Genomic DNA, 26937 nt, shown 5'->3' on the forward strand with positions numbered 1-26937 from the left:
GCGAGGTGCCCACGTCGATGTAGGGCACGAGGGGCGATGTGGCATGACAACGCACCAGGAGACCCACCACCGGGCTCGTCGGGGCGGGCCGTTTCTCGCACGTGGCGAGACCGCGGTCGCGGTGGTCGCGCTCGTTCTCGGGATGCTGATCTCGCAGGCCGCGGCCGAGGGCGTGACGATCGCGGGCTGTCTCGCGATGGCAGCCGGAGTGCTGTCCGGCAGGTTCGGCGCGAGCTGGGGCCGGATGGCCGTGGCGGCAGGGCTGGGCTTCGCCGTCGGGTCGATTCCCTACTGGCTGACGACCGTCGTCGTCATCGTGACGGCCTACGGGTTCTGACGGGTCGAGGACCCGCTACCAGAACCGCCACCAGGGTTTGTTGCCCGACGGCGACCGGCCGTGTCCCGTGGTCGGCGTCGAGCCGGGGCCCGCCGCTCGGCGCGCTGCGCTGCGTGCTGCGCGCCGTGCCTGCCACCGCCGGACCTCCTCGTCGACGTCGCGGGTGGGTGTCACGATGGGCGGTCCGCCCTGGAGCTGGCGCCGAGCGTCGACGATGCGGGCGTTGAAGTCCGTGACGATCTCCCGGACGCGCTGCTCCATCGCCTCCAGATCGAGCTTGCCGTCCAGCTCGGCATTGTCCTTGCGGAGCTGGGCCGACGGCAGGATGCCGGTGATGTTCTCGCGCTCGATCAGCCCCTTGATCCACCAGTCGGGATCGTGCGTGCCGCTCAGGCCGGGAATCGGCTTGCCGTGCAGGGGCAGGTTGTCGAACTCGCCGCGGCGCATCGCCTGGTCGACCACCACGTCGACGTAGCGGGAGCGCTCCTCGGTGGTCATGCTGCCGGGCGAGCTGCTCCCGCCGGACTCGTTCGCGTTGCTCTCGTCGTCGGAGGCGGGGGAGTCGGCCGGGTCTCCGGCAAGCTCGGCCTCCCGGTCCACGCGATACTGCGCGGCCCGGCGGAGGGGGTCGTTGTCTGCGTCATCGCGCGATCCCGGCGCCATGGGAGCCATGTTACAACTTTCACAAGCACCCGGAAAGGGGCGATCGAGCAGTGGGCAACCTGCCCTCGGACGGGCCGGAGGGCATGATTGCTGGATGTGCCACGCGGCCGGTTCTGAGAACGGAGCAACCTCTGTGCCGTATCACCCGTGGTAGGCGGTATGAACGTGGAGACTGCCGAGGAGCCTGTCGTCGACCCGGAGCGCGCCCGGGTGCAGGTCGTGCAGGACGCGGACGCGGAGTTTGTCGCTTTTGTTGGATCGGACAGTGCCTACCTGTTCCGGACGGCTCATTTCCTCTGCGGGGACGCGCACCAGGCTGAGGAGCTGGTCCAGGCGACGTTCGAACGCACCTACCGTGCCTGGTCCAAGGCTCGCGCCGGCGAGCCTCGCGCATACGCGCGCCGCATCCTGATGAATCTGCGGATCGATGGCTGGCGCAAGGGGCGATGGTTCTCGGTGACCGACGACGGTGCCGTTCCGATTCAGCCCGCACCGGACCATTCACACGACGTGGCGGTCCGGGACGAGCTGGGCCGTGCGCTACGCAAGCTTCCGCTCGGCCAGCGACGTGTAGTGGTGCTGCGGCACCTGCTCGACCTGTCCGAGGTGCAGACAGCCGCCGAGCTCGGCATCTCGGTGGGCACCGTGAAGTCCACCAACGCGCGCGGTCTGATGCGACTGAGGGCGTTGTTGAGCGCCTCCGCGATCGAGGCGGTCCCCGAGTTTCGTGCGGACGGTCAGCAGGTACTACGCCAGGTCCAGGGGGCGACCCGGCGCCGGAGGGTGGTCCAGAGCGCCGTCTCCGTCGCGAGCGTGCTCGTGGTGGTGCTCGGTCTGCTGCTCGCCGGGCCGGTGCGCGTGCCCGGGGTCGGGCCGGTGGCGCTGCCGGGCAGCGAGTGGCTGCGCGGGGTGCTCGGGCTGGACGGCCCGGTTCTGGACGACCTGTCGCCGGACCACGCGGACACCGCCACCTGTACCGGATCTGACGACGACGCGCCCGCGACGCCGTTCGTCACGACGTCAGCGGAGTTGGGAGACGTCACTGTCGTCGGGGTGATCGACATCGCGGACGCACGCACCGTCGAACCCTGCGTAGACCTGGTCGTCGACCACGAGATCGCCCTGGGGAGCCAGGCGGCCGTCGAGGCCAGCACGTTAGGAGCAGGCGAGAGCGTGCTCGGCTGGTCCGACCCGGACCAGGTCTTCGACGGGGACCAGTTCACCGGACCATCCACGCTGCGCGCCCTGATGCCGGACGGCGGGCGCCTGGACGCCGTCGACGTCGCCTCGTACGGCAGGGTCGACGGCCGCTGGCCGTACGGCCTCGGCCTGGTGCGCCAGGGCGATCGCGCTGCCTGGTTCGAGACGCCGAGCACGCAGATCGCCGGGACGCTGCCGTGGACGCTGCGGATGCTGGACGACGGAGGTGTGGTGACGGTCAGCGCCTCCACGGCTCAGCAGGCTGCACAGGCGGCGACCGTGGCGCTCTCGGACGAGATGCTCGGGTGGACCACGACGTCCAGTGCCCCTGCTATGGCATGCACTCAGACGCTGCACACGGCGGCTCTTGAGGCACCGACGTCGACCCAGGAGGGCGTCCGCGAGCGTGTGTGTGCCGTGGGTTCGTCATCGGACGGCATCGTGCTCGCGTACGAGGATGGGTCCGGAGACAGCGGCTCGACCGTATTCGAGCTGCTCTCGAGCCCGGGCGCGGCGGGAACGACGCCGTTGCTGACGGTCCGCAACTCGGACCTCAACAACGCCGCGGTTTCCGCGGTCGGCTATGGCGACGGCCGGCTGGCGCTGGCTGCCAGCGACATGATCTACGTGGTGGACGTCCGCACCCGCCTGGGATATCAGGTATACGGCGTGTCGCCTGGCGTCGCCGTCGACGTGTCCGCCGAGACGGTGGCGTGGTCCACGACGGAGCGTTCCGCGTACGCCCTGGTCAGCAGGGATGGGTGGCCCAGCGTGTTCCGGCTCGCGACGGCTGGGGCGACCGTGGGGGTCCACGGCGACCGCGTTGCGTGGACCGCGCTCGACGGCGGCCGCGCGTCCATGACGTTCGGTCGCGTCCGCTGGTGAACCTCGCCCTCCGTTCCGCAGACGGGCCGCCGGGTGGTCCATGATGGGCCGCATGAAGGTCTCTCGTCGGTCCCACGTGCCCCCGTTCGCCGTCATGGAGGTGCTCGCCGCCGCGAACGCGCGCCGCGCCACCGGAGCGGACGTGCTCAACCTCTGCGCGGGGGAGCCGTCGACCGGCGCGTCCGACGTCGTGCGGGACCGGGCCATCGAGCTCCTCAAGGACGGCACGCTCGGCTACACCGAGGCGATGGGTGTGCCGGCCCTGCGCGCCGAGATCGCCGGCCACTACAGGCGTTGGTACGACGTCGACGTCGACCCGGCGCGCATCGCCGTCACCACGGGTTCGAGCGGCGGGTTCGTGCTCGCGTTCCTCGCGGCGTTCGACGTCGGCGACCGCGTGGCCCTCGCCCGGCCGGGCTACCCCGCATACAAGAACATCCTGTCCGCCCTGGGCTGCGAGGTCGTGGAGCTCGACTGCGGCCCCGAGACCCGCTACCAGCCCACGGTGTCGCAGCTCAACGAGGCGTACTACGGCGGAGGGCTCGACGGCGTCATAGTCGCCTCGCCCGCCAACCCGACCGGCACGATGATCACGCCCGCTGAGCTGGCCGCGATCGCCGCGTGGTGCGCGGACCATGACGTGCGCCTGATCAGCGACGAGATCTACCACGGCATCGCGTACTCCGACGAGGTGGCGCAGGCGACCGCGGCGACGTTCATCAACGAGGGCGCCGTCGTCGTGAACTCGTTCTCCAAGTACTGGGCGATGACCGGCTGGCGGCTCGGCTGGCTGGTGCTGCCCGACGAGCTCGTCGGGCCCGTCGACGCCCTCGCGAGCAACGTCGCGCTCTCTCCGCCCGCGCTCGCGCAGTACGCGGGGATCGCCGCGTTCACGCCCGCGGGCTACGAGGCCGCGACCCAGAACGTGGCCCGGTACGCGGCGTCGCGCACCCTGCTCCTGGAGCGGCTCGGCGAGCTCGGCTGGCGGCCCGTCGCTCCCGCCGACGGCGCGTTCTACCTGTACGGGAACGTGGCTTCCTTCGGGCTCGACTCCGTCACGTACTGCGCCCGGCTCCTCGCCGAGGCCGACGTCGCGATCACGCCAGGCACCGACTTCGACGGTGTGCGCGGACGGGACTGGGTGCGGCTCTCGTTCGCGTCGTCGCTCGACACGGTCTCGCGTGCGGTGGACCGCATCGTGGCGTGGCACAAGACCCTCTGACGGTTCGCTGAGATCACCCTGTGGATAACTGCTCGCCGAAGGATTCTGCGGGTTGCGCTCTGGCATGATGCCGGTCTGTTCCTGGTTTTCCGGCCCATCTTCCGCGAGGTCAGTCCATGGTCATCGGTGCCCGAAAGATGCTCGTCCCCGCAGTAGGTCTTGCGCTGGTCGGCAGCCTCTTGACCGGTCTGCCCGCGACTGCCGCGGACACGGACCCGGATGGCCCGTCGCCCACGGCCTACGCGCGGACCTGGTACGACGTCGCGATCGCTCCGGCGACGGCCCCTGTGGGTACACCGGTCCAGGTCCACGGCTACATCGGGATCCAGCCGGATACCATCTGGGAACGGCGCCAGCCTGGGCGTGGGCTGCAGGTCAAGATCTACTTCGATCCGTCCGGCACGGCTCCTCGTGAGCTATTGACGACGGTCGTCACCAACGACGATGCGTGGTTCGCGAAGACGTTCATGCCTACGACGTCGGGTACGTACGACGTCGTCGTTGCGAACCAGGGCACGGACGTCGTGGGCACACAGTCGGTCAAGTTCACAAGACGCCTGGCGAGTCAGCCCGTCCGGTCGGTCGTGGTTTCGGGATCCAAGAACGGTCATACGGCAAGAGTTCGGGTGACGGTGCAGGACGTCGTCACGAGGATCGAACCGCAGACCGTCTATCTCGACGCGGGAATCCTGACGCCGGGCTATTCAGCCAACATCTATGCCGGGCCTGCCATGACCAATCGCCGCGCGGAGGGTCGCTATGGGAGCGGCGACGTAACCACCGGTGACCAGGACCTTTGGGACACGTTCTACAGCGGGACGCGCACCTACCGGCTGTCCGCCCTGCATCCTGCGGGGCTCTACGACGTCTACTACGAGGGCCCGATCCGCGTCGAGACGGACCACTGGGACACTGACGGGGACGGCACGCTGCAATCAGTGGCAGTTCCGATCCCCTGGAAGTCGGTCACCACCGTTCGAGTCCGTCGCGCCAGCAGCACCACGATCTCGGCGTCGTCGACGTCGTTCACCGGGGCGAAGACGATCACGTTGCGTGGTGCGGTCCGCAAGGTGCAGCTCGTGAGCAACACCAAGGCCGCCATCCGGCTCTCGCCGAACACGCCGGTCAAGCTCTACTTCGACCCGGCCGGATCGGCAGGTCCGCAGCACCTCAAGACGGTGTGGACCAACTCGGAGGGCATCTACAACACCAAGTACCGCACGACGCGGTCGGGTACCTGGATCGCGAAGTATCCGGGGACCGACCTCCAGGCCCCGTCGGAGCGCAGCGTGGCGATCACGGTCAGGTAGCCCGCAGGCCGGAGGTTCAGTCGCGGCGCCGCAGCACCTCCGGGAGCACCACCCACAGGGCCACCATCACGGCGAGCACGCAGCCGCCCACGACCAGGCCCGCGGTCCGCCCGACCACGACGTCGAAGACCAGGAGCGCCGTGCCGGTGACGGCCAGGGCGAGCACACCGAGCGCAACCCGCGTGATCCGGTCGCCCACGGTCACTACGCTCCGCTTCAGCTGCCGCTGGAACAGCGACCGGTGCACGCTGACCGGAGCCAGGATGAGGGCGGTCGCCAGCACCGCCGTCACGACCAATGCCAGATAGACAAGACGCTGGTATTCGTCGAGGTCGGCGAACCGCGACTGGAACGGCAGCGTCAGCAGAAACCCCGTGAGGATCTGGGTGCCGGTCTGCATGACGCGCAGCTCCTGGAGCAGCTCGCTCCAGTTGCGGTCGGCGCGCTCAGTCGGCGTCTCTGTGCGTCCGTCGGTCTCCATGGTCCCCATTCTCACAACTTGTCCGATCTCACGAGCCGATCGAGCAAATTTCACCCCCTCACACCACCGCCTCCCGTGGCTGACCCTCGTGACCCGGGAGAACATCGGACTGGGCGGGACGCGTCCCGCGTCCCCCGGAACGAGGGGGCGTGCAGTGATGCGATCAAAGATGCGTGTGCCGCTGAGCCTGGCACTCGGGGCAGTACTGGTACTGACAGGACTGGTCGCCACACCCGGCGTCGCAGCGACATCCGGCGTCGCCGCGACGCCCGACGTCGCTCCACCAGACGGGACCACAACGGCGCGGGTCACCGCACGGGCCGAGGACGTCGTTGTCAGCGCACGGATCACGCTGCCGTCCGGAGGCGATGTGCGGGGGTCGATCACCGGCACGATGACCATCACGCACAACGGCACCTCGGCAGTCGTCCGGACCGGGAACATGACCATGAGGGATCCGGCGGGCCGGGTGCTGCAGGGCAGCCAGTTCGTCGCGGCGGGCACACCCAACGCGTGGAATTCCACAGTCCCGTTGCCGACGGACGCCGAACCGGGCATCTACGGGGTCACCCTGACCGCTCAGGTCGACGTGACCACTGACGACGGCGTCTTCACCGTGCCGATCCGCATCACCGACCCGGTGCAGGTGCCGTTCCGGGCCAAACGGAGCATCCCCCTGATCTGGCTGTCGCCGGCGGGGGCGCTCGCGGGCGCGACGATCTCGGTGTCCGGGGTCGCGAACATCAGGAGCCTGAGCGACTGGGAGACGTCACCTGCCGCGAACCAGGAGGTCAAGCTGTACTTCGACCCGACAGGCAGTGCGGCGGAGACCCTCCGGGCCACCCTCACGACCGACGCGAGCGGCTTCTTCACCAGCCGGCAGACTCCCGAAGGCTCCGGGACGTGGCGGATGGAGATGCCGCAGACCAACTCGGGCATCCGGGCGGTCTGGACCCTCAGCAATACGGAGACCGCGCGGGACCGGATCCTGCGCGAGGGTTCCGTCAGCGCTACCGAGGGCGGCTTCACCGCAGGCGACCACATCATGACCCAGGATGTCGTCGTGGGTCTGGACCCTGTGCAGCGGCGGATCGACGTCGGGAGCCTCGGCTTCACGATCGGCGGCACGTCCGGCTGGGTCAGCGCCGAGAGCCAGCGGGGCGAGGGCGCCTACCCGGACGGGTACCGGGTCCAGCAGGACCTACGCCACTCGGGGATCGGCACGAGCAACGTCTACATCACCTTCCGGGCGACACATCCGGCGGGCGTCTACGACATCGGCATCCGGGACGCCATGAAGGCGTGCTCGGCCCCCGACTGGGACGGGAACACGGGCGCAACCAGCAACTGCACCCACAACGTGCTGGTCGAGGACCCGACGGTGGCGACGATCGTCGTGAAGCGGGCCAGCACCACCACCGTCACGGCGTCTCCGACGTCGTTCCCCGCGCCGAGGAACGTCACCGTGCGCGGCACGGTGCGCAGAGTCCAGCTCGTCAGCACCGGTGGTGTCGCCGAACGGCCGGCACCCGGCGTGTCGGTCGACCTGTACTTCGACCCGACGGGATCCGCCCCGTCGGAGCTGAAGCGCACGGTCACCACGGGAACTGACGGGACCTACTCGACGTCGATCCGGACCGCCACCTCGGGCCGGTGGATCGCCAAGTACACGGGCACCAGCCTGGTGGCGGCGTCGCAGGACACGGTGACCGTCACGGTCGGGTAGCCGGCTCGGGACGGTCTCAGAAGATCCGCCCCCGCCAAGTGGTCAGGCAAACGCTCGCGCCGTCGAGCATGCCGAACCGCTTGGCGGGGGCGGACCTGTTCCCGGACACAATCTCCAGCGTGACCACCGCCAGCAGTGACGTCGTGCACCCGTTCGTGCTGGAGCTGGCCGTCCCCGCGGCCACCGACCTCGCCTTGACCGGCGGCAAAGGGTCGTCGCTCGCCCGCCTGGCCACGGCCGGGGCATCCCCGGTTCGGCGGGTGTGGTCGACGGAGTCGCCCGGGTAGTGCTCTCCGTGGACGACGCCGAAGCGCTGCGGCCCGGCGAGGTCCTGGTCACGCCGGTCACCGACGTGGCCTGGACACCGCTCTTCCCGCGCGCCGCAGCCGTCGTCACCGACATCGGGGCGCCCCTGTCGCACGCCGCGATAGTCGCGCGCGAGCTCGGCATCCCGGCGGTGGTGGGGTGCGGCGATGCGACGAGCCGCCTGCGCACGGGCGACCTGGTGCGGGTGGACGGCGAGCAGGGGACGGTGGAGGTCCTGGAGCAGGGCTCGGCTCCAGGACCTCCCGGCCAGTCGAGCTAGTCGCGGTCCAGCGTGGGGGTGACCGTGCCCTCGACGAGCCATTCCCGGCGGTCCTGGCTCTCGAGCCAGGCGATGCGGTCGCCCGCCAGGTTCGCCGTCACCGCCTCGCCCGGGAGCTGGATGAGGTCCGGGCCGTCGGAACCGGAGGCCGACGGTGTTGCGCGGTACAGGTAGGACAAGAACGTCGGGTTCGAGCCGACGTCGTCGATCCTGTTCCACAGGAGCAGGCCGCCCGCAGCGCGGAGGTCCTGGACGCCGCCCTCGACGTCGACGTCGTCGGCGAGATGCACGATGCTTTCACGGCCTTCGACCCGATCGACGACGTAGAGGTTGCTGGCACCGGACTCAGCAATGGTGGGTGCCACTGTCCACGCGACGACGTTGTCCGAGATCGCGACCTCGGTTACCTCGGCCGAAGGGCCGTGCTCGACCTCGAGCTCGAACAGGAGGGTGCTGCCACGGAAACCTAGGATCGACGTTGTGGCGAGGCTGGAACCAGGGCCAGAGGCAGCGACCACAACCTCGTCGCCGTCGGCCGCGAGTGCCTGCACGTTGTCCGCCAGCTCGGTCGGCGTCCCGGGTTCGTCGAGTGTCGTGGTGAACAGGCTCTTGTCCTCGTCCGTCACCCCGGCCGTCCACAGGGCGTTTTCGTCCGTGACGGCGAGATCCCACACGGACTCCTCGAGCGTGATCAGCGTCTCCGCCTCGCCACCCACCTCGACCGTCCGTAGCCGACTGAGCGGTGTGGCTGCGCCGCCCGGGGTTTCCAACCACAGCACCCGGCTGCCCCTGGCAGCGGGATCGAGCGGCCACATGGGCACGCCATCGATCTCGTCGGTCGGGATGGATTCCGCCGGCTCATCGCCCCGATATCCGCCCATCCGGAGGGCCGCCTCCTCGACGATGCTGTCGGGCCCTGTCCGTACCACGCCGTCCCAGATGTCCCCCGTGTCGGAAAGTCCGCCGAGGTAGGGAAGATCCTCGTCCTCGTCCAACGATCCGCGTGCCACCGCCTCGATGTCGACGTCGTAGCAGGTCAGGGGACGTGCGTCGGGGAGGTTGGCTACCACTGGGTCGAAGAGCGGGCCAAGATCTTCACCCGGCTCGGCCTCCCGGGTCGGCGTCGCAGCCGGCACCTCCGCAGGGCAGGGGATGGGGGTGTTGCCCGCTGATATCGGATCGGGGCCCACACCTTCGGTGCGACCGCCGTCGAACAGGGGCGCTATGAGCTGCCCGCCGGGCAGCACCACCGGCCCGACGACGGGCAGCGGCACCGGCCCGCGCGTCACCACACCGAGCGCCAGCAGGAGCACCACGCACGCGGCCCCCAACGCCTGCCCCACCCGGCGCCGTCGCAGAGCCGCCCGGCTCCGGTCGAGCACGACCTGCTCGTCGAAAGCCACCGGCTCGATCGCCTCCGCGCCCGCGCGCAGCAGGTCCCGTAGGCGAGCCAGCCCGCGCGAGTTCGCCGCCTTCACCGTACCGATCGCAAGCCCGAGCTCGCGGGCCACCTCCGCCTCGGGCAGATCCAGCAGATGCCGCAGCACCACGACCCGCCGCTGACTGATCGGTAGTTGCGCCAGCCCGCGGACCAGCTCGTCCCGCAGGACCACCTGCCCGGCATGGTCCGACGTCGTCGCGACGGGAATCTTGTCGTCCCCCGGGAACGACTCCCGATGTCCGTGCCGCCAGCCGTCGATCCGCAGGTTGACCAGGATCCGGCGGGCGTAGGCGCGCTGCGTGCCCGGCCGAACCTTGGCCCACGTGCGGTAGACCCGCTCGAACGTCGACTGGACCAGCTCCTCCGCGCGGTGCGGGTCCCCGCAGAGCAGGTACGCGGTGCGGTGGAGGTACGCGCCCGAGTCCCGGACGAACGCGGTGAACTCCGCGTCGCGGGTGCGCGGAACGGAGACCTGCACCTCACGTACCTCTTCGCCGTCCGACGGCCTGTCCGTCCAGAGGTTGCTCACGGTCGCCCCGCTCTCATGCGTCATGCCACCCACTACGGCGGGCATCCGTCAAAGGTTGCACGATTGCCATGGCCGCGTGCGATCACGCCAGCCGCGCGGCGGGTAGCGCTCGCCACCCCGCGGGCCCAAGATCAGGACGTGCGCATCGCCACGTTCAACATCCAGCACGGACTCGGTCCTGACAGCCCCGCCGGGCGCAACGACCGAGTAGACAACGACCGGTTGGCAGCCGCCGTCGCAGCCCTCGACGCCGACATCGTCGGGCTGCAAGAGGTAGACGTGCGGCAGGCGCGGTCCGGGGGAGTGGACCAGGCCCAGCTCTGCGCGGACGCGATGGGCGCGGTGGACCACCGCTTCCAGCCGGCACTCGCCGGCCCGTTCCGCTACCCAGGCATCCGACGCCGGGCCCGCCGCACCGAGCGGCCCAACGCGCCGGGCTACGGCATCGCGCTGCTGACCCGGTTCCCCGTCCTGAGCTGGCAGACCATCCTCCTGCCGCCCGCTACCCCATGGGTGTGGGGCCGGTTCCAGCTCGGCATAGACGAGCCGCGCGTGGCGCTCGCAGCCCAGATCGACGCGCCTGCGGGGCCGCTCACCGTCGTGTGCACACACCTCAGCATCTACCGGTTCCATTCCGTCACTTGGGCGGGCGGGGTGGTGCGGCGCACCGTGGGCTACCGCCGAGGGGCACCCGGGGAGCGCCATGCGGAGCGCCAGGTCGACTACCTCCGGCGTCGACTCGTGGGGCTGCCGCGACCTCTGGTCCTGCTGGGTGACTTCAATCTGCGCGGGTCGGTGCCGGCCGGCCGCACCGGCTGGCGCCCCCTCGCGACGGGCGACACCTTCCCCCGGCACGCCCCTCGGATCCAGATCGACCACGTCCTCCTGGACGAGGGTTCCGGAGGCCGGGCCGACGGCGACGGGCTGACCCCGGAGAGCCGGCTCGGTCCCGTGGCGGGCCGGGTCGTCGACACGGGCGTCTCGGACCACCGGGCACTGGTCGTAGACCTCGGTCGTTCAGCCGGCGCTCACTCGACGAAGCCTCGCGCAGCGTCAGGCGGCCTCGGCGTAGGTGCGGTGGCCGACGGCGGGCTGCGCCGCGGGCTCCCGGCGGTCCTGTGCGTCGCCCTCTACAACCGTCAGCGTCGGGGCGCTCTCCGGTGCCCGCTTCTTGGCGCGGAAGACGGTGAACAGCGCGCTCGCACCGATCGCGATGGCGGCGAGGTTGGACGCGGCAGACGGCCAGACGCCGTTCGCTGCTGCCACGGTCAGCATCGTCCCGGCCGCCAGCACGTTTGTGCACTGGAACGCGAGGGAATCTGCGCTCCAGCGCCCGCGGCTGACCATGGCATAGGCCACGAGTCCGGCGATTGCGCCGAACCAACCGAGGGCGGTGACGACCATCATGAGGGACATGAGAAAACTCCTGGGGCTGAGAACTCGAAACGATTCGAGGATGTAGCGGAGACCGAACGCCGGAATCCATGCGGGGGCGTGGTGGCCGGTCCGGAGGGGGTGGTTCCGGGCGCCGCCAAGATCAATCATGCGGGAGATCGACGTTCAGCACAATCGAATGTTCGTGACTCCCGGATGTAGCATCGCTACATGGCTACTGACCCGCGGAGACTCGCATTTCTCCTTGCCGTGCACCGGGCCGGGGGAGTTCTGGCCGCGGCAGACCTCCTGCACATCACGCCGTCCGCCGTCTCGCAGCAGATCTCCCGGCTGGAGGCGGAGGAGGGTATCGACGTGCTGGACCGGGGTCCCCGTGGCGTAACTCTCACGCCCGCCGGCCGCATCCTCGCCGAAGCCGCCGAGCGCATCGAGGCGGAGCTGGTCCAGGCGCGCCAGGCAGTTGCCGCTCTGGGCGGCGAGCTCACGGGCCGGGTCTCGGTCGGGTCCATCCAGACCGCCATCCGTGCGGTCGTCGCGCCGGTGCTCGTCTCGCTCGCCGAGCGCCACCCGCACATCGAGGTCGACGTCCAGGAGTACGAGCCCGCGGAGTCGATCCGTCGTTTGCGCGCCGGTGACCTGGACGCGGTGGTGCTGGAACGCGACGTCGACGTCGACGCGCCAGCGCCGCGCGGCGCGCACGACGTCCCGCTGCTCGACGAGCCGTGGCGCATCATCGTTCCCACGAGCCTGCCCGTGCCGGAGCGCCTCGACGACCTCGCGACGCTCACCTGGGTGGGCCCGCAGGCCGACTCGGCGGCCGAGCGCGCCGTCAGCCGCCTCGCCGCGCAGCTCGGCACGGCCCTGGAGACCCGCCACGCCTACAACGACTTCGACACCGCGATCTCGCTCGTCGCCGCAGGTCAGGGCATCGCGATGCTGCCGGCCCTGGCCCTGCAGCAGGAGCTGCCCGACGGCGTTGCCGTGGTAGCGCTGGCCGGACTCGGGTCGCGGCGGCTTGTGGCCCGGTACCGCAAGAACCGGCACGAGCCTGCCCCGATCGTGCGGGCGGTCGTGGACGAGATGGTCGCGGCGGCCCGCGAGATCGACCTGGGGTAGGACGTCACGGTCACGGTCTAACGCGCTCGTCAGACGCTGTTGCTGAGCCAGTTCTGGACGGTGGTCAGGGTGCTCATATCCGGCATGCGGTCAACGAATTCGACGGCGCCCACGCGACGCGGCGATACTGTCAATCCCGGCATCCATATTCAATCTGAGACGTGATCGCGGTAGCCTTGTCGTGTATCAACCGTCAGCCGGAGGGGAACCGAAGATGCCCGAGATCCTGCGCTCAAGTTGCGACAACGGAACCACATGTCCCACGATCCACCGCGCCGATGATGGTGCGTTCATCGTGCAGGGGTACCAGACCGCGTCCCACGGAACTGTGCGTATCCCCGTGTGGCTCGCGACCGAGTGGGACAGCCCTGCCCGTCGTCACGGTGATGACCTGCTTGTCGCGGGTCAGCTCGTGACCGATCCGAGCATCCTCGCGTATCTCGATCTGCCGGTCGGAGAAGCTGCTGTGATCGTTCGCCCGGCGGATGTTCCGGCTCTGGGGGTTTCGTCGTGCTGAACGCGGATCAGCTCGGTGAGTACATCGCGTCCCATCACCAGACGGACCTGTTCCGCCTGGAGACGCGTGACGTGCTCAATGTTCCTCAGGACGCGGGCCGGTTGGAGCGTTACCTCAAGGGAGAGCCGGGGCCTGGTCATCGACCGTGGGCCGACGTGATCCGCCGGCAGGTCGCACAGGGGCAGATCACGCGCCGTGTCCTCGCGCTCAGCGAGCCGTTGACCGACTATCGCCGCTGCTCGATCGAGTGGGGCTATCTCGACAATGTGGCCGCCGGGGAACGCTGCCGAGTGGTGGACAGACCCAGCAATCCGGGGCTCGGCATACAGGACTTCTGGTTGATCGATCGCCGTCACGTAGTGCTCATGCACTACGACGGCGAAGGGCGCTTCGTCGGCGCGGAGCCGGTCGACGACCGGCAGGACGTGGAACAATGGGCGGCGATTGCCGACTTGGCGTGGGACTCGGGAACCGAGCTCACCGCCTGGTGGGACGAGCATCGGCAGTACTGGCGCGAGTTCCACGTCCCGACCCCTCGGAGCGAATGACAACCGACCTTCCCGCGCTTGCCGCGACGCTGCGCGAACTTCGCGCTGGCGCCGGGATCACCGGTGTCAGCGCCGCCAAAGCCGCTGGGATCAGCCAGGCCAAGCTCTCCAACATCGAGCGCGGTAAGACCCCGCCGACGCCACAGGACGCTGAACGGCTCGCCGAGGTCTACGGCGTGCCGGCCAAGGTTCGCGCCCAACTGGTGGAGCAATCTCGTCAGGCGAAGGCTCAGGCGTGGTCGGCGAAGGTTGTGTTGCAGCGCGGCGGCTGGTTGCTGCAGGACCGCGTCGGGCGGCAGGAACGCTCCGCCAGCTCGATCCGGTATTTCTGCCCGTCCGGGGTGGTCGGACTGATGCAGACACCGGCCTATGTCCGGGCGCTGTGGAACGACGAGGTGCCTACCGAGAAGGTGGACAAGTTCGTCGAGTCCAGGATGCGCCGCCAACTGATCCTCGGCAGCGACAAGCACGAGATCGACGCCGTGCATACCGAAGGCGCGCTGCGCTGGAACCTGGGTGGTCCGAAGGTGATGGTCGAGCAGCTTGACCGACTGCTGGTCGAGCTAGACCGCCCGCACCTGCGCCTGGGAATCATTCCCTGGACGTCCCCGGTCAACGGGCCTGCGCTGCATCAGTTCACGATCTATGACGACGCGGCCGCGCTGGTGTCGACCGTTCCCGGCACGTCGCTGGTGACCGACACCGAGAACGTCCAGCAGATCACGCGGGAGTGGGAGCACCTGGAGCGGTACGTCGCGTGGGGCGAGAACGCCCGACCGCACCTGCAGCGCATCAGAGCGGAGTACGCCGCACTGTGAGGGCCGACGCTCTTTGGTGGTTGCATCGATCACGTCTGAGACGTAATACTTCTCGCATCTGGTCCGCCGATTTCTGGAGTGACGATGACGACGAGCTGTGACACGAGCAAGCGCCAGACCGTCCTCGTAGCGCTCGATATCGATGGGACTCTGCTGGTCACAGGTCGAGTCCCGACGCCTGCCGTTGTCACTGCGATCAGGGCTGCCAGCGACGCCGGGCATGAACTCGTGCTTGCCACCGGCCGCTCCCTGTCCGGCGCACTGGCCGCCGCCCGGCTTCTCGGAATCGGGGAAGGCTATGTCGTCGCCTCGAACGGCGGCGTCGTCGCCAAGATGACTCGCACCGGGTGCGAGGTGATCCGAATACACACGGTCGATGCAAAGGCCGTCGTGGAGCTCGTCTCCGCCGTCCGCCCTGACCTACGAATAGCCGCCGAGATCGTCGGCGTGGGGTACCACGTCTCGAAGCACTTCCCACCGCAGGAGCTGGGCGGCGAGCAGGTCGAGGTCACCCGACTCGAGGACCTGTGGGCCGAGGCAACCCCGCGCCTGGCCATCTACGGCGACAACGCCTCACACCTGGTGCCATCGATCCGCACCGGTGGCATGACGGCTACACGAACCCGCCCGGACTGGGTCGACGTGACACCCGGCGGGGTCAGCAAGGCAACCGCACTGGAGACGATCCGCCGCGAACTCGGAATCCCGAACAGCCACACGGTCGCCGTAGGGGACTCAGAGAACGACATCTCCATGCTGACCTGGGCCGAGCACGGCGTGGCCATGGGCAACGCGAGCGACCTCGTCCGGTTCTCCGCCAACTCGGTGACAAAGAGCATCGAGGACGACGGCGCGGCTCTGGTCCTGCACTCTCTCGCCCAGCCCGATGGTGACGGCTTCACGGGCGAAACATGGACGGACGTACCGACGGCGGACAGCGTCCAGGCCCACTGATCTTGCGCTTGGGCGCGGCCCACCACCCACCCCGGCGCACCGTGGCGCACGACTGTGGACCCAGTACCGACTTCCCGTGAGCTGACCGCCGTCGTGAGACAAGCCAGAGTCCCCAGCCTCGGGGTGGGGGCATCGCCGTCAGCTATCGCTCGGTCGTTGCCCATCGCGGTCAGCATCTCGCCCGGACCATGCGCCGAGCGGCCGGTCTACGGCATCGCGAAACTCCTCCACGCCGACCTGGTCGTGAGGGCGGTCCACAGCCCCGCCGTAGGTCCGGTCCACCGCGCGCCGCACGAGCTCGCCCAACTCGAGCCCCGTCTGGCGCGACTCTGCGAGGAGGCGCTCGTACTGAGCGTCCTCCAGCGTGATCTGCGTGCGATGGCTCATGCTCCAAGGCTGCATGACACGGGGGAGGTTCTCCAGTGCGGGCCCCGCGCCGCTACGATGTGCGCATAACTGAAGATCTTTTGGCGGTCCCAGGGTTCGACCAGCTCGACGCCGGGGCCGTGCCGCCAGAGCCGCGGCGGGAGAGTCCGGCCCACGACGTCGTGCAGACGCTCGGGGACCCGGCGCCGAAGGAGCAATTTCCCTCCCCGGGAATCTCTCAGGCCCCCGTACCGCCACGGTGAGGCAACTCTGGAAAGCGAGCCGCTCCGCCGTCGGGCAGAGAGGCTCCACCGACGGTGCAAGCCGGCGCGTCCCGCCCTCCTCCCCGATTTTCGGGAGGGGACACGACGGACCGGCAAAACTCTCAGGTAGACGCACGCCCGCGGGCGGTGTCGGATGACAGAGCGGGGAGGGACCGCAGTCGTCCCCACGCCCTCGGACAGCCAGGAGCCCGCCGTGAGCACGCCCCACAACCGCGACGTCTTCGACCCCGACGTCTTCGCCGACCGGCACCTCGGCCCCCGCGGCCGCGAGGTCCGCGTCATGCTGGACCAGCTCGGCATCGACACGATGGACACCCTCGTCGACCGGGCCGTCCCCAAGGCGATCCGCACGCAGGTGCCGCTGAACCTGCCGGCCGCCCGCACGGAGCCCGAGGTGCTCGCCCACCTCCGCGAGCTCGCGGGCAAGAACCAGGTCAAGACCCAGCTGATCGGCCAGGGCTTCTACGGCACGCACACGCCAGCCGTCATCCGCCGCAACGTGCTCGAGTCGCCCGCCTGGTACACCGCGTACACGCCGTACCAGCCGGAGATCAGCCAGGGCCGGCTCGAGGCGCTCCTCAACTTCCAGACCGCGGTCGAGGACCTCACGGGCCTCGAGATCGCGAACGCCTCCCTGCTCGACGAGGCCAGCGCCGTCGCCGAGGCGGTCGCCCTGATGTGGCGCGCGTCGCGGGCCAAGGAGGGCTACGTCGTCCTGGACGCCGACCTGTTCGGGCAGTCGCTCGCCGTCGCGCGCGGCCGCGCCGAGGCGATCGGCCTCCCGGTAGTGGTCGCCGACCTCACCGACGGCCTGCAGGCGGGCCTCGCGGCCGCAGTGCCCGACGGCGGTGCGCTCCCGGCGGGCCAGCTGGTCGGCCTCGTGGTCCAGCAGTCGGGCGCATCGGGCCGCGTGCTGGACGCCCGCGGCGTGATCGCCGAGGCCAAGGCGGCCGGCGCCCTGGTCACCGTCGCCACGGACCTGCTTGCCCTCACGCTGCTGGTCAGCCCGGGCGAGCTCGGCGCCGACATCTCGGTCGGCTCCGCGCAGCGCTTCGGCGTCCCGCTCTTCTACGGCGGTCCGCACGCCGCCTACATGGCGGTCAAGAAGGGCCTGGAGCGCCAGCTCCCCGGCCGCCTGGTCGGCGTCTCGATCGACGTCGACGGCGCCGCCGGCTACCGCCTCGCCCTGGCCACCCGCGAGCAGCACATCCGCCGCGAGAAGGCCACGAGCAACATCTGCACGGCCCAGGCCCTCCTGGCGATCACGGCCAGCATGTACGCGGTCTACCACGGCCCGGAAGGCCTCAGGGCGATCGCGACCAGAGTCCACCAGCACGCGGCAGACCTGGCAACAACTCTGGCAACGGCCGGCGTCGAGATCGAACACAACACCTTCTTCGACACGGTCCGCGCGGTCGTCCCGGGCAAGGCCCAGGAACTCGCGGCAGCCGCGGCCGAAGCGGGCTACAACCTCTTCGTCCCGGACGCCGACCACATCCAGATCAGCACCGACGAGACCACCACGGCTCAGGACATCGCAGCAGTCGCCACCACCCTCCTCACCACCCTGGGTCGAGAGACGACGCCAACAGACGAAGCCAGCGCGCGAGCATTCGCCGACTTCTCCGCGGAGGTGACCAGGAAGACGCAATACCTGCAGCACCCGATCTTCCACACACACCGCTCCGAGACCAGCATGCTCCGCTACCTGCGCAAGCTCTCCGACAAGGACCTAGCGCTGGACCGCACCATGATCCCGCTGGGCTCCTGCACCATGAAGCTCAACGCCACGGCCGAGATGGAGGCCATCTCCTGGCCCGGCTTCGCGGACATCCACCCGTATGCCCCCGTCGACCAGACGCGGGGTTACGAGGAGCTCGTCTCCGCGCTGGAGGACCAGCTCGCCGAGATCACCGGCTACGCGGCGGTCTCGCTGCAGCCCAACGCGGGCAGCCAGGGTGAGTTCGCGGGCCTGCTCGCGATCAAGGGCTACCACGCGTCGCGCGGCGACGCGGGCCGCGACATCGTGCTGATCCCGGCGTCGGCGCACGGTACGAACGCGGCCTCGGCCGCGCTCGCGGGCCTGCGGGTGGTAGTGGTGGCGACGGCGGACGACGGCGAGATCCTGCTGGACGACCTGCGCGCCAAGCTGGACCAGCACGGCCCTCAGGTCGCCGGGATCATGATCACGTACCCGTCCACGCACGGTGTGTACGAGGAGCACGTGCGCGAGGTCTGCGACCTGGTCCACGACGCCGGCGGCCAGGTGTACATCGACGGCGCGAACCTGAACGCGCTGGTGGGCTTGGCGCGGCCGGGCGAGTTCGGCGGCGACGTCTCGCACCTGAACCTGCACAAGACGTTCTGCATCCCGCACGGCGGCGGCGGCCCGGGCGTGGGCCCGGTCGCGGTGGCCGAGCACCTGATCCCGTTCCTCCCGGGCGACCCGACACCGGGGGCGAACGGAGCGGCCGGGGCAGACACGGCGACGTCGGGCACCCCGGTCGCCTCGACGCGGTACGGCTCCGCCGGCATCCTGCCGATCTCGTACGCCTACGTGGCCCTGATGGGACCGGACGGGCTGACCGAGGCGACCAAGGCCGCCGTCCTCACCGCGAACTACGTGGCGAGCCGCCTCGACCCGCACTTCCCCGTGCTGTACACGGGCCCGAACGGGTTGGTCGCGCACGAGTGCATCCTCGACCTGCGCAAGATCACCGCCGAGACCGGGGTGACCGCCGAGGACGTCTCGAAGCGCCTCATGGACTACGGCTTCCACGCGCCGACCCTCGCGTTCCCGGTGCCGGGCACGCTCATGGTGGAGCCCACGGAGTCGGAGGATCTCGCGGAGCTGGATCGGTTCATCGACGCGATGATCGCCATCCGCGGCGAGATCGACGCCGTGGCGGCCGGCCGCTGGAGCGCCGAGGACTCACCGCTGCGGGGCGCGCCGCACACGGCGTCGTCGCTCATGACGGATGAGTGGACCAAGCCCTACTCCCGCGAGCTGGCCGCCTTCCCGGTGGCGTCCCTCCGGGCGAACAAGTACTGGCCGCCCGTGCGCCGCATCGACGGTGCCAAGGGCGACCGCAACCTGGTGTGCTCCTGCCCGCCGGTCGAGGCCTACGCCGAGTGAGGGAGATCATGACCGACAATCTGACCGACCATAAGACGCCGCTCCACGACGAGCACGTGGCGCTGGGCGCCGCGATGACGCCGTTCGGCGGCTGGCTCATGCCGCTGCGCTACACGTCGGACCTGGCCGAGCACCGCGCGGTGCGCGCGGCCGCGGGCCTCTTCGACCTGTCGCACATGGGCAACATCAAGGTGACCGGGCCCGACGCCGCCGCGTTCCTCGACCACGCGCTCGTCGGCTACATCTCCAAGGTCCGCGAGATGGGCGCGCGCTACTCGATGATCTGCGCCGAGGACGGCAGCGTGCTGGACGACCTGATCGTCTACCACAAGGCTCCCGGCGTGTACTCGGTCGTCGCGAACGCGGCCAACGCGGAGCTGGTCCTGGCGAAGTTCCAGGAGCGCACCGCCGGGTTCGACGTGGTGCTCGAGGACGTGCAGCCCGCGCACGCGCTGATCGCGGTGCAGGGCCCGCGGGCCGCCGAGATCATGCTCGCCACCAAAGGCCTCGCGGAGGATGCCGAGATCTCGGGCGGCACCGCGTTCGCCGACCTCAAGTACTACGCCTGCATGGGCATGCGCTTCGAGGGCGAGCCCGTGCTCGTGGGCCGCACCGGGTACACGGGCGAGGACGGGTTCGAGATCTGGGTCTCCGCCGACCAGGCCGTAGCGCTGTGGCGCGCCCTGCTCGCGGCGGGCGAGCCCTTCGGGCTGGTCCCGGCGGGCCTCTCGGCGCGCGACTCGCTGCGTCTCGAGGCGGGCATGCCGCTGTACGGCCACGAGCTCGACACCACCACCACGCCCTTCGAGGCTGGGATGGGTCGTGTGGTGCGCCTCGACAAGGTGTCCGACGACGGCACGCCGGTCCCGTTCGTCGGCCGCGACGCGCTGGCCGCGCGCAAGGAGTCGCCGCCCGCGCGGGTGCTCGTGGGTCTGCGCGGTGCGGGCCGGCGCCCGGCGCGCGCGGACCACGAGGTCGTGCAGCGCGGCGTCGACGGCGAGGTGGGCGCGGTGGTCGGCAAGGTGACGTCCGGCGCCCCTTCCCCCACGCTCGGCTACCCGATCGCCATGGCGTACGTGACGCCCGAGGTGTCGGCCGAGGGCACCGAGCTCGCGATCGACGTGCGCGGGCGGGCCGAACCGTTCGTGGTTGTGCCCATGCCGTTCTACCGTCGTCCCCAGAACTGAAAACTCCCACCCGCAAGGAGCTGTCATGGCCACCCTCCCCGAGAACCTCAAGTACACGACCGAGCATGAGTGGCTGGACGAGTCCACGCCCGCCGTCATCGGCGTGACCGACGTAGCGGCCGACGCGCTCGGCGACGTCGTCTACCTGGAGCTGCCCGAGGTGGGCGCGACCGTCGAGGCGGGCTCCGTGGTGGGCGAGATCGAGTCCACCAAGTCCGTGTCCGAGCTGTACTCCCCGGTCAGCGGCACCATCACCGAGGTGAACACCGACGCGGTGGAGAACCCGGAGATCGTCAACCAGGACCCGTTCGGCAAGGGCTGGCTCTTCAAGGTCGAGGTCACCGGCGCTGGCGAGCTGCTCACCGCCGCGGAGTACGCGCAGCACACCGGGAGCTGACCGCACGGCTCTCCGGGGCCTGACCGCAAACCCGCCCTCGGCGCGCGCCACGCGCTTCCGGGGGCGGGTTTGATATCGGATCGGTAACAGTCAAGAAGTTCCTTCAGAACCGCGTCATGAACTCCATGCGGGGGGCTCTACCTCATAGCAGCAACCGTAGGCCGGAACCCCAGAACCAGCCGCTGTGTGGAGGAAACTGATCATGACCGTAATGACCCTTGACCACCGTGTACCCAGCCTCACTCGTCGTGAGCGGGTCATCCTGGCGAACCTCACCGAGGACGCCACGCTCGAGCAGATCGCTCGACGCCTGTACGTCACCCGTAACACGGTGAAGACGCAGGTCCGTAGCGTTTACCGCAAGCTTGGCGTGTCCTCGCGCGCGGAAGCGGTAGCCAAGGCGAGCGAGTTCCAGATCGCCGTCTGACACGCAGGTCCTCGACGACGGCGCCAGTCCCCAGCGGCGCCGTCGTCGTTCTGTGTCCGATGAAAGACTGCACACATGCAGGAGACTCTCATCGACGTGGTCGCCGCCGTGATCGTGGACGACCTGGACCAGCCCACCCGGCTGCTCGCCGCCCGCCGTTCGGCGCCGACGGCGCTCGCCGGCCGCTGGGAGTTCCCGGGCGGCAAGGTCGAACCGGACGAGGCATCGCTCGACGCGCTGCACCGTGAGCTCAGCGAGGAGCTCGGTGTGACGATCGCCGTCGGCGCGGAGCTTCCGGCGCCCGACGGCGGCGCGTGGCCCATCACGGACAAGCACCGCATGCGGGTCTGGTTCGCGCGCCTGCAGGACGGCGAGCCCGAACCGCTGGAGGACCACGACGAGCTCCGCTGGCTCACGGCGGCTCAGCTGTCGGACGTCCCGTGGCTGGACGGCGACATCCAGATCGTGGCAGCCCTCGCCACGCACCTCGCGCCGAGCTAGCGCCACGCCCCTAGCGCCACGCCCCTAGCGCCACGCCCCTGGCGCTGAGCCAGCAGCTAGCGCGGCTCGGTCAGTGCGCGCCCGCCGAGACGTTCCGGCGCCCGCGAGCCGCGGCGACCCGGTGCCCGAGCGGCACGAACGCGCCGTCCATCAGCACCGGCACCACCTCGGTGATGTCGACGTCGGTAGCGATCGTCACGTCGTCGGCGAATCCCGAGTCGAGCAGCTCCCGGCCGCTCGCGGTGCCGCCCACGGAGTCGACGATGTCCTTGGTGCCCTTCCACAGGGTGACGGTCGCTGCGGTCTCGGGGGAGACGCTCACAGTTGGCAGCATCCCGGTGAGTCGCGCCGCGATGGCACCGACGGCGAGGTAGTCCTCGAGCGCAGGGCGCAGCGTGTCGTCCGGCCAGCGCTCGCCGACGGGGACGAGCACGACGTCGTGCTTCTCGGACGCGTCCAGGTGTGCCGCGGCAAGACCGGCGACGGCCTTGGCGTTACGCAGGCTGCCCGCGACGATCAAGGCCCCGCGGTTAGCGATGGTGTGGCAGATCTGAGCGGCGCTGGGTGACGGAATCACCAGGCGCTCGGCGTCGAGGTCCTGCAGCGACGCGGGGGAGATGCTGATGCCGTCTTCCCACCGCGGCCCGGCGAGGGCGGCGCGCATGGTGCGCGCGAGCCGGGCTGCGCCGGCGGGATCGTGGTACGGGAACGGGTACACGCCCGCGCCCTGTTCACAGGCGACGGTGACCGTGGTCGAGAAGGAGAGCACGTCCACGACGACCACGAGCGACGAGCGCGCGTCGGTGGCAGTGAGGGCGAGCGCTCCGGAGATACCCCAGTCCGTGCGCACGCGGGCAGGACGCTGGTCGAAGGCGGGGGACGTGTTTGCCACGAACGCATCGTAGTGTCACCTGAACTCGCCCATGTTTCGCTCTCAGTGAACACGATTGCGATTCGGACATTATTCACACCCCGGCCGCCAGGTCATAACCTCGCCGCGCAACGCTGCCGCAGAAAGCTCCCCCCGAGCCCCCAGAAGGAACGACCATGCGACGAGTGACGTCCGCGGTGTCGCCGGCGATGTCCCGCAAAAGTTTCTCCAATGCGCTGACCTGCACAGTTACCGCCGCGCTCCTGGTCTCCCCGGCAACCGGCGCGGTCGCCGCGCCGTCCCCCGGACCCGAGGACGTCCCGAGGACGAGCGCCGCGCTGAGCGCACCGACGCCGTTCGTGAGCGTTCCGCCAGGCCCCGCCGGGCCAGTGGAAATTTCCGCAGATGTCACCCACCTCGACCTCGATGACAACGGCGACGCCATCGTCACCCGCCGCGACGAGCAGCGCATCGCACCGGGTCTGGAGCTCACGCGGTTCGCTCGGATGAGCGAGGACGGCTGGCTCAGCGGCGAGGCGCTGGTCGCGGACCTCGGCCCGACCGCGGCGGGCGCTACGGGAGAGCGCGGCACGGGACAGCGGGGCAAGGTGCAGGTCGGTTACGTCGGCCCGGAGCACGTCGCGGACACCGCGACGGTCTCCGAGATGGCCGGCTCCGCGGCGCTGTCGCCGCCGTGAACGGCGACTACTTCGACATCAACAACTCGGGCGCCGCCCTCGGCGTGAGCGTCGACGGCGGCACGCTGCTCAAGTCCGCGTCCCCCGGCCGGGAGCGCTCGGTCGCGTTCGGGTCGGACGGCGTGGGCCGGCTCGCGCAGATCTTCCTCGAGGGTTCGGTGAGCTGGAGCTCGGCCGGTGACAGCTCATCGGTGCCGATCAGCGGCCTGAACGTCACGGCCCTGCCCGTGGGCGGCGTCGCCGTGTACGACGCCGGCTGGGGCACCTTCACCCGTGCGCGACCGCTGACGGCCGGCGAGCAGGGCGTCGAAGTGACGGTCTCCGCCGACGGGACCGTGACCGCCGTCGGGCAGCCGGGGAGCGGGCAGCTGCCCACGGGGACACGCGCCGTCGTGGCCCGGCCCGGCGCAGCGGCCGGGACGCTGGCGGCCTTGCGGGTCGGCGACCGCGTCGACATCGCGTACGGCCTGCGCGAGGACGCGGGCGAGGTCGCCGTCGCGATCGGCGGCGGGGTGGAGGATCCGCTGCTGGAGGACGGCGAGGTCACGTCCGCCACCGGTGACCACGTCGAGCTGCAGCACCCGCGCACCGCCGTCGGCTTCGACGAGTCCGGCACCCGGGCGTACTTCGTGGTGGTCGACGGCCGCCAGAGCCACAGCACCGGCATGAACCTTTACGACCTGGGCGAGCTCATGGCCCAGCTCGGCGCCGACGACGCGATCAACCTCGACGGCGGTGGCTCCTCGGAGATGGTCGCCCGGATGCCCGGCGACACCGGCACCACGATCCTGAACAGCCCGTCCGACGGGTACGAGCGCTCCGACGCGAACGGCCTCGGCCTGTTCGTGCCGGCCGGATCGGGCCGCGTCGCGGCCTACGACGTGCGCACCACTGTCCCGGCCGGCGATGCCGACCGGGTCTTCCTCGGTCTGCACCGCACCCTGGTCGGCAAGGGGTACGACGACGTCATGAGCCCCGTCACCACGGAGCCGTCCTCGTGGCGTACCCGGAACGGGACGGTCGCCTCCGTGCGGGACGGCGTGGTTACCGGCCGGCGGCAGGGCAGCACGGTCGTCACCGCCGCGTCCCTCAGCCGCACCGGCCTCGCCACCGGGACCACCGAGGTCGAGGTGCTGGGCAGCCTGGTCAGGACGAGCGTGGACACGCCGGTCGTCGGGCTGGCGGACGCCGAAGCGACCGCGCCGCTCGTGCTCACCGGCTACGACCCGCAGGGCTTCTCCGCGCCGATCGAGGCGCGTGACGTCACCGTCTCGGGCGGAGACGACATCGCTGAGCTTGTTCCCCTCGCCGACGGGTCCTTCGAGGTGCGCGCACTCGTGCCGGTGGGCGGAACGACCTTCGAGCTGTCCGTGCCCGGCACCGATGGCACGGAGCTGACGACCGAGGTAGCCGTGACGATCAGCCTGGAGGAGGACGTCGTGGCGGACTTCGCCGACGCCGCCTCCTGGACGGCCGCGCACGACCGTGCCCCGGGCGGTTCGATCGCCCCGGCAGCCGGGCACGACGGCACGGCGGGCCTGCGGATGACCTACGACTTCACGCGGTCCACGGCGACGCGCGGCCAGTACGCCGTGCTGCCGGAAGCCGCGGCGGGCGGGCGCGAGCTGCCCGGCGCGCCGCGCGCGGTGACGATGTGGGTGGACGGTGACGGCAACGGCGCCTGGCTGCGCCTGCAGGTGCGGCAGGGCGACGGCGTCGTCACGCAGCTCGACGGCCCGGAGGTCACCTGGACCGGCTGGCGGCAGGTCACGTTCCCGGTGCCCGAGGGCGTCGAGTTCCCGCTGAGGCTGCAGCGCGTCCGCGCCCTGGAGACCACTCCGGCCCAGCAGTACACGGGCGCCCTGACCATCTCGGGCATCGCGGCGCTGGTACCGCCGGCCGTGGAGACACCCGAGGCCCCCCGGGTAGAGGACGGGATAGTGGCCGCCGACGGTGCCACCGACACCGCGGTCCTGCGCGTGGCGGTCATGTCGGACGCGCAGTTCGTGGCCCGCGATCCCGAGTCCGGTGCCGTGGCGGGCGCGCGCGACGCGCTCCGCGAGATCGTCGCCGACGACCCGGACCTGCTGGTCATCAACGGCGACCTGGTGGACGAGGCCGCGCCGGAGGACTTCGACCTCGCGCGGCGGATCCTCACCGAGGAGCTCGAGGGCGCGGACTTTCCCTGGTACTACGTGCCGGGCAACCACGAGGTGATGGGCGGCTCGATCAGCAACTTCGAGGAGGAGTTCGGCGAGCGGACCCGAGTTCTGGACGTCCCGACGCCGGGCCGGGCGGGCGGCACCACGCGGCTGGTCATGCTGGACTCCTCTGCGGGCCGCCTCGGCGCGGACTTCGCGCAGGTCCGGATGCTGCGCGCGGCGCTCGACGACGCGGCGACCGACCGCTCAGTGACCGGCGTGCTGGTGTTCGCCCACCACCCGCTGGACGACCCGCTGCCGACCAAGGCCAGCCAGCTCACCGACCGCCTGGAGGCCGACACGTTGCGCGGCTGGTACGAGGACTTCCGGGAGTCGTCCGGCAAGTCGATCGGATCGGTGAACGCACACGTGGGGGTGTTCCACGCGAGCACGCAGGACGGCATTCCGTACCTGATCAACGGCAACTCCGGCAAGAGCCCGGCGAGCACCCCGGCCGACGGCGGCTTCACCGGCTGGTCCATGCTGGGGGTCCGCCCGGCGTCGGGCCAGATCTCCGCGCCGCCGCGGAGCGGCAGGCCCAGGGAACCGTGGCTGACCTGGGAGGTCAACACGCGCGCCGAGGAGATCACGGTCTCGGGACCCCAGGCGCTCGAGGTGGGCGACTCGGCGGAGGTGAGCGCCGTCGTCGTGCAGGACGGAACCCGCGAGGTGCCGGTCGCGTGGCCGGTGTCGTCGGCCTGGGGCGGTGAGCGTGTGTGCACGACTGACGGGCTCGGCCGTGCCGCGCTGCGGGACTGCCCGCGTGGTGCGGTGGTCGCGCTCGACCCGGAGACGCACGAGCTGACGGCCCTGCGCGTGGGCGAGGCCACGGTGACCGTCACGGTCAACGGGCAGGCCGGCGAGCTGGCGGTCAGTACCCACCGATAGGGCGGTAGATTTGCTCCATGAGCGATTTCAAGGTGGCCCGCAAGCAGAAGCAGGAGCCCACGGCGACCCTGCTGGTCCGTGTGCTCGGGTGCTTCGCACTGTTCCTGGGTGGGTTTGCGCTGATGGCCATCGGCTCTCTCGGCGAGGCGGCGTCGTCGCCGTTTGTGTTCGTCGGTGGCATCGCCCTCGTCGGGCTCTCGTTCGGCCTGCCGATGATCGGCGCCACCGAGCGGTAGCCCCCGCAGACCAAGAG

Annotated in this window: 26 protein-coding genes, 1 pseudogene and 1 riboswitch; of the genes and pseudogenes, 21 read left to right on the forward strand and 6 right to left on the reverse strand. The window is 70.3% G+C overall.

Annotated features, from left to right (window positions below; genetic code table 11):
- The first annotated feature begins 43 nt into the window (after nt 1–43).
- Nucleotides 44–337 (forward strand): hypothetical protein, encoded by a 294-nt coding sequence (locus tag AB1046_RS16580; RefSeq protein WP_369370395.1) that lies wholly within the window; start codon nt 44–46, stop codon nt 335–337.
- A gap of 15 nt (nt 338–352) precedes the next feature.
- Here AB1046_RS16580 and AB1046_RS16585 read toward each other — a convergent pair whose 3' ends face one another.
- Entirely contained in the window at nt 353–1000 is a 648-nt protein-coding gene (locus AB1046_RS16585) for a DUF1992 domain-containing protein (RefSeq protein WP_369370396.1), read from the reverse strand.
- Between the two features lie 159 nt (nt 1001–1159).
- Here AB1046_RS16585 and AB1046_RS16590 point away from each other — a divergent pair, with 159 nt between their 5' ends.
- The 3 genes from AB1046_RS16590 to AB1046_RS16600 all read left to right on the forward strand — a co-directional run bounded on the left by AB1046_RS16590 (nt 1160) and on the right by AB1046_RS16600 (nt 5617).
- Nucleotides 1160–3085, forward strand: coding sequence for a SigE family RNA polymerase sigma factor (locus tag AB1046_RS16590; RefSeq protein WP_369370397.1), 1926 nt, complete (start codon nt 1160–1162; stop codon nt 3083–3085).
- A gap of 52 nt (nt 3086–3137) precedes the next feature.
- Entirely contained in the window at nt 3138–4307 is a 1170-nt protein-coding gene (locus tag AB1046_RS16595; RefSeq protein WP_369370398.1) for a pyridoxal phosphate-dependent aminotransferase, read from the forward strand.
- Between the two features lie 116 nt (nt 4308–4423).
- Nucleotides 4424–5617, forward strand: a complete 1194-nt coding sequence (locus AB1046_RS16600; protein ID WP_369370399.1) for a hypothetical protein — start codon at nt 4424–4426, stop codon at nt 5615–5617.
- A 16-nt stretch (nt 5618–5633) separates the two neighbouring features.
- Here AB1046_RS16600 and AB1046_RS16605 read toward each other — a convergent pair whose 3' ends face one another.
- Nucleotides 5634–6098: a DUF6328 family protein gene (locus tag AB1046_RS16605; RefSeq protein WP_369370400.1), complete on the reverse strand. Its 465-nt coding sequence runs from the start codon at nt 6096–6098 to the stop codon at nt 5634–5636.
- A gap of 157 nt (nt 6099–6255) precedes the next feature.
- Between AB1046_RS16605 and AB1046_RS16610 the strand changes: the two genes are divergently transcribed.
- The 3 genes from AB1046_RS16610 to AB1046_RS16620 all read left to right on the forward strand — a co-directional run bounded on the left by AB1046_RS16610 (nt 6256) and on the right by AB1046_RS16620 (nt 8410).
- The gene (locus AB1046_RS16610) at nt 6256–7824 is read left to right on the forward strand and encodes a hypothetical protein (RefSeq protein ID WP_369370401.1); all 1569 of its coding nucleotides are present in this window, start codon (nt 6256–6258) and stop codon (nt 7822–7824) included.
- Between the two features lie 119 nt (nt 7825–7943).
- Entirely contained in the window at nt 7944–8111 is a 168-nt protein-coding gene (locus tag AB1046_RS16615) for a hypothetical protein (protein ID WP_369370402.1), read from the forward strand.
- On the forward strand, nt 8087–8410 hold the full coding sequence (locus tag AB1046_RS16620; RefSeq protein WP_369370403.1) for a PEP-utilizing enzyme: 324 nt from the start codon (nt 8087–8089) through the stop codon (nt 8408–8410). Before AB1046_RS16615 ends, AB1046_RS16620 begins: the two co-directional genes overlap by 25 nt.
- On the opposite strand, the gene AB1046_RS16625 is transcribed toward AB1046_RS16620, so the two are convergent.
- Complete coding sequence (locus AB1046_RS16625; RefSeq protein ID WP_369370404.1) at nt 8407–10425, reverse strand: SigE family RNA polymerase sigma factor; 2019 nt, start codon at nt 10423–10425, stop codon at nt 8407–8409. The genes AB1046_RS16620 and AB1046_RS16625 overlap by 4 nt on opposite strands.
- Between AB1046_RS16625 and AB1046_RS16630 the strand changes: the two are divergent.
- A pseudogene (locus tag AB1046_RS16630) lies at nt 10396–11358 on the forward strand (endonuclease/exonuclease/phosphatase family protein); the annotation flags it as partial. The gene AB1046_RS16625 and the pseudogene AB1046_RS16630 overlap by 30 nt on opposite strands.
- Nucleotides 11359–11433: 75 nt before the next feature.
- Here AB1046_RS16630 and AB1046_RS16635 read toward each other — a convergent pair.
- Nucleotides 11434–11796 carry a hypothetical protein gene (locus AB1046_RS16635; protein WP_369370405.1) on the reverse strand — a complete coding sequence of 121 codons (363 nt, stop codon included), beginning with the start codon at nt 11794–11796 and terminating at the stop codon, nt 11434–11436.
- 189 nt (nt 11797–11985) lie between these two features.
- Between AB1046_RS16635 and AB1046_RS16640 the strand changes: the two genes are divergently transcribed.
- From AB1046_RS16640 to AB1046_RS16660, 5 genes are all read left to right on the forward strand, one after another.
- Complete coding sequence (locus tag AB1046_RS16640) at nt 11986–12891, forward strand: LysR family transcriptional regulator (RefSeq protein ID WP_369370406.1); 906 nt, start codon at nt 11986–11988, stop codon at nt 12889–12891.
- A gap of 214 nt (nt 12892–13105) precedes the next feature.
- Nucleotides 13106–13408, forward strand: coding sequence for a hypothetical protein (locus AB1046_RS16645; RefSeq protein ID WP_369370407.1), 303 nt, complete (start codon nt 13106–13108; stop codon nt 13406–13408).
- Nucleotides 13402–13956 carry a DUF6879 family protein gene (locus AB1046_RS16650; RefSeq protein WP_369370408.1) on the forward strand — a complete coding sequence of 185 codons (555 nt, stop codon included), beginning with the start codon at nt 13402–13404 and terminating at the stop codon, nt 13954–13956. The genes AB1046_RS16645 and AB1046_RS16650 overlap by 7 nt, the downstream gene beginning before the upstream one ends.
- Nucleotides 13953–14774, forward strand: coding sequence for a helix-turn-helix domain-containing protein (locus AB1046_RS16655; RefSeq protein ID WP_369370409.1), 822 nt, complete (start codon nt 13953–13955; stop codon nt 14772–14774). Before AB1046_RS16650 ends, AB1046_RS16655 begins: the two co-directional genes overlap by 4 nt.
- A gap of 84 nt (nt 14775–14858) precedes the next feature.
- A complete protein-coding gene (locus tag AB1046_RS16660) occupies nt 14859–15728 on the forward strand; it encodes an HAD family hydrolase (protein ID WP_369370410.1) in 870 nt (289 codons plus the stop codon).
- 138 nt (nt 15729–15866) lie between these two features.
- Here the strand turns inward: AB1046_RS16660 and AB1046_RS16665 are convergent, their stop codons facing one another.
- The gene (locus tag AB1046_RS16665; protein WP_369370411.1) at nt 15867–16115 is read right to left on the reverse strand and encodes a hypothetical protein; all 249 of its coding nucleotides are present in this window, start codon (nt 16113–16115) and stop codon (nt 15867–15869) included.
- Between the two features lie 127 nt (nt 16116–16242).
- Nucleotides 16243–16358, forward strand: a riboswitch (glycine riboswitch).
- A gap of 213 nt (nt 16359–16571) precedes the next feature.
- Here AB1046_RS16665 and gcvP point away from each other — a divergent pair.
- From gcvP to AB1046_RS16690, 5 genes are all read left to right on the forward strand, one after another.
- A complete protein-coding gene (gene gcvP / locus AB1046_RS16670; RefSeq protein WP_369370412.1) occupies nt 16572–19514 on the forward strand; it encodes an aminomethyl-transferring glycine dehydrogenase in 2943 nt (980 codons plus the stop codon).
- 8 nt (nt 19515–19522) lie between these two features.
- The gene (gene gcvT / locus AB1046_RS16675; RefSeq protein WP_369370413.1) at nt 19523–20701 is read left to right on the forward strand and encodes a glycine cleavage system aminomethyltransferase GcvT; all 1179 of its coding nucleotides are present in this window, start codon (nt 19523–19525) and stop codon (nt 20699–20701) included.
- Between the two features lie 25 nt (nt 20702–20726).
- The gene (gene gcvH, locus AB1046_RS16680) at nt 20727–21098 is read left to right on the forward strand and encodes a glycine cleavage system protein GcvH (RefSeq protein WP_369370414.1); all 372 of its coding nucleotides are present in this window, start codon (nt 20727–20729) and stop codon (nt 21096–21098) included.
- A gap of 202 nt (nt 21099–21300) precedes the next feature.
- Complete coding sequence (locus AB1046_RS16685) at nt 21301–21525, forward strand: LuxR C-terminal-related transcriptional regulator (protein WP_369370415.1); 225 nt, start codon at nt 21301–21303, stop codon at nt 21523–21525.
- Nucleotides 21526–21600: 75 nt separating this feature from the next.
- Complete coding sequence (locus tag AB1046_RS16690; protein ID WP_369370416.1) at nt 21601–22026, forward strand: (deoxy)nucleoside triphosphate pyrophosphohydrolase; 426 nt, start codon at nt 21601–21603, stop codon at nt 22024–22026.
- Between the two features lie 70 nt (nt 22027–22096).
- Here the strand turns inward: AB1046_RS16690 and AB1046_RS16695 are convergent, their stop codons facing one another.
- Nucleotides 22097–22918, reverse strand: a complete 822-nt coding sequence (locus tag AB1046_RS16695; protein WP_369370417.1) for a 2-phosphosulfolactate phosphatase — start codon at nt 22916–22918, stop codon at nt 22097–22099.
- Nucleotides 22919–23073: 155 nt separating this feature from the next.
- Between AB1046_RS16695 and AB1046_RS16700 the strand changes: the two genes are divergently transcribed.
- The 3 genes from AB1046_RS16700 to AB1046_RS16710 are packed head-to-tail and all read left to right on the forward strand — an operon-like array spanning nt 23074 to nt 26920.
- Nucleotides 23074–23595, forward strand: coding sequence for a hypothetical protein (locus AB1046_RS16700; protein ID WP_369370418.1), 522 nt, complete (start codon nt 23074–23076; stop codon nt 23593–23595).
- Nucleotides 23592–26684, forward strand: coding sequence for a phosphodiester glycosidase family protein (locus AB1046_RS16705; protein WP_369370419.1), 3093 nt, complete (start codon nt 23592–23594; stop codon nt 26682–26684). The genes AB1046_RS16700 and AB1046_RS16705 overlap by 4 nt, the downstream gene beginning before the upstream one ends.
- Before the next feature lie 17 nt (nt 26685–26701).
- Nucleotides 26702–26920, forward strand: coding sequence for a hypothetical protein (locus AB1046_RS16710; protein WP_369370420.1), 219 nt, complete (start codon nt 26702–26704; stop codon nt 26918–26920).
- Nucleotides 26921–26937: the final 17 nt, after the last annotated feature.

It is taken from the genome of Promicromonospora sp. Populi (assembly GCF_041081105.1).
Lineage (GTDB): Bacteria > Actinomycetota > Actinomycetes > Actinomycetales > Cellulomonadaceae > Promicromonospora.

What these genes read in the sequence shown, in the direction of transcription:
- AB1046_RS16665 (WP_369370411.1), bottom strand. Translation starts at nt 16,115, where the DNA reads ATGAGCCATCGCACGCAGATCACGCTGGAGGACGCTCAGTACGAGCGC.
- AB1046_RS16590 (WP_369370397.1), top strand. Translation starts at nt 1,160, where the DNA reads ATGAACGTGGAGACTGCCGAGGAGCCTGTCGTCGACCCGGAGCGCGCC.
- AB1046_RS16655 (WP_369370409.1), top strand. Translation starts at nt 13,953, where the DNA reads ATGACAACCGACCTTCCCGCGCTTGCCGCGACGCTGCGCGAACTTCGC.
- AB1046_RS16585 (WP_369370396.1), bottom strand. Translation starts at nt 1,000, where the DNA reads ATGGCGCCGGGATCGCGCGATGACGCAGACAACGACCCCCTCCGCCGG.
- AB1046_RS16685 (WP_369370415.1), top strand. Translation starts at nt 21,301, where the DNA reads ATGACCGTAATGACCCTTGACCACCGTGTACCCAGCCTCACTCGTCGT.
- AB1046_RS16710 (WP_369370420.1), top strand. Translation starts at nt 26,702, where the DNA reads ATGAGCGATTTCAAGGTGGCCCGCAAGCAGAAGCAGGAGCCCACGGCG.
- AB1046_RS16605 (WP_369370400.1), bottom strand. Translation starts at nt 6,098, where the DNA reads ATGGAGACCGACGGACGCACAGAGACGCCGACTGAGCGCGCCGACCGC.
- AB1046_RS16595 (WP_369370398.1), top strand. Translation starts at nt 3,138, where the DNA reads ATGAAGGTCTCTCGTCGGTCCCACGTGCCCCCGTTCGCCGTCATGGAG.
- AB1046_RS16690 (WP_369370416.1), top strand. Translation starts at nt 21,601, where the DNA reads ATGCAGGAGACTCTCATCGACGTGGTCGCCGCCGTGATCGTGGACGAC.
- AB1046_RS16600 (WP_369370399.1), top strand. Translation starts at nt 4,424, where the DNA reads ATGGTCATCGGTGCCCGAAAGATGCTCGTCCCCGCAGTAGGTCTTGCG.
- AB1046_RS16635 (WP_369370405.1), bottom strand. Translation starts at nt 11,796, where the DNA reads ATGTCCCTCATGATGGTCGTCACCGCCCTCGGTTGGTTCGGCGCAATC.
- gcvT (WP_369370413.1), top strand. Translation starts at nt 19,523, where the DNA reads ATGACCGACAATCTGACCGACCATAAGACGCCGCTCCACGACGAGCAC.
- AB1046_RS16640 (WP_369370406.1), top strand. Translation starts at nt 11,986, where the DNA reads ATGGCTACTGACCCGCGGAGACTCGCATTTCTCCTTGCCGTGCACCGG.
- gcvH (WP_369370414.1), top strand. Translation starts at nt 20,727, where the DNA reads ATGGCCACCCTCCCCGAGAACCTCAAGTACACGACCGAGCATGAGTGG.
- AB1046_RS16700 (WP_369370418.1), top strand. Translation starts at nt 23,074, where the DNA reads ATGCGACGAGTGACGTCCGCGGTGTCGCCGGCGATGTCCCGCAAAAGT.
- AB1046_RS16625 (WP_369370404.1), bottom strand. Translation starts at nt 10,425, where the DNA reads ATGCCCGCCGTAGTGGGTGGCATGACGCATGAGAGCGGGGCGACCGTG.
- AB1046_RS16660 (WP_369370410.1), top strand. Translation starts at nt 14,859, where the DNA reads ATGACGACGAGCTGTGACACGAGCAAGCGCCAGACCGTCCTCGTAGCG.
- AB1046_RS16645 (WP_369370407.1), top strand. Translation starts at nt 13,106, where the DNA reads ATGCCCGAGATCCTGCGCTCAAGTTGCGACAACGGAACCACATGTCCC.
- AB1046_RS16610 (WP_369370401.1), top strand. Translation starts at nt 6,256, where the DNA reads ATGCGATCAAAGATGCGTGTGCCGCTGAGCCTGGCACTCGGGGCAGTA.
- AB1046_RS16580 (WP_369370395.1), top strand. Translation starts at nt 44, where the DNA reads ATGACAACGCACCAGGAGACCCACCACCGGGCTCGTCGGGGCGGGCCG.